The following is a 1,230-nucleotide window of genomic DNA, read 5'->3' on the forward strand; positions in this document are numbered from 1 at the left end:
AAAGTATATAGTACATAAAAAAGTTAACAGAAATTTTTAGTTTACATAATAAAAATATAATCAACTAAAAACGGAAGTTTTAGACTCAATTATCCTATTGGGTATTTAAATTGATTTTAAGCTTATTTTCATCAAAAAGGTATAAAGCATCGCTGAAAATTATATAACCCATTTAAAATCCAAAATAAAAAACGTTATTTTGAAGCAAAAAATAATTAGAAGAAATAAAAAACAAAATAAGCAAAATGAATAAAAAACACCCTGGAAAATGAAGCTTGATTTTTATAATATTTATGCAATAGCTTAGAATATAAAGTTACATTTCTCAGTTATTTAAATCTAAAAAAAGCAAAAAAATAATAAAAAAATTACTGACATTTTACTGACAAAACAGAAATTTATCTTTATAAAATTATTGAAAATACTATATAAAATAAAAGTGGCATAAAATAATATATTTTATGCCATTAACTATTTAGCTGTAACAATTGTTATTGTGATAATCACCATAAATTTATCATGTTATGCCAATTGTTATATTTTATAGAGATACTTTTTTCTAAGTATAAAAATATAACTTTACTTTATTTAAAAATAAAATAATTTTATTCTTATCATAAGGAATGAGAATACTATTTTCTTATATTGGAATAATAATAGTAAATCTATAATATAGAAAAGAGGTATTTCTAGTATGCATGAAAATAAAAAGAATCTATTAGATGGAAGTTTAGCTCAATATAATGATGCAGCAGTTCCAAAAATACCAGTATTTGCTGGTAGCGATATAACTTCAGAAGTTTATTATTTTAAACCTAATCAAGTTCTTAATGCTCATAGACATCCTAATGGTGAACAAATATTTGTGTTCCTAAAAGGAGAAGGTAAAATGAAACTTGGTGAACATGAATGTGATGTAAAAAGCGGCGATACTGTTTTTGTACCAACAGGAGAGTGGCATGAAATTACTAATGGAAGTAATGAAGAAATGGTAGCTGTTCAAATTACAAAAATTAATGCTGGAGCAGAATACAGAGGATAGATATATAGGTACAATTAGTACTTTGATTTCTATTTTATTATATAAACTTTAATCTCAAAATGGGGCTGTCGCAGGAGCAAATTAAATTTGTTCTGTGGGAGCTCTTTTTTACTTACCTTAATAGGTATATTTTTAATTATTTTATATAAAGTTTATGTTGTAAGTAAAATTATGCATGACAAATAAAG

Annotated in this window: 1 protein-coding gene; it reads left to right on the top strand. The window is 23.9% G+C overall.

The genetic code is table 11. The features are described from left to right. The first annotated feature begins 694 nt into the window (after positions 1-694). Positions 695-1,042: a cupin domain-containing protein gene (locus tag KGF42_RS19040; RefSeq protein WP_054273830.1), complete on the top strand. Its 348-nt coding sequence runs from the start codon at positions 695-697 to the stop codon at positions 1,040-1,042. Positions 1,043-1,230 lie beyond the last annotated feature (188 nt).

It is taken from the genome of Clostridioides sp. ZZV15-6383, assembly GCF_020657735.1.
GTDB lineage: Bacteria > Bacillota > Clostridia > Peptostreptococcales > Peptostreptococcaceae > Clostridioides > Clostridioides difficile_D.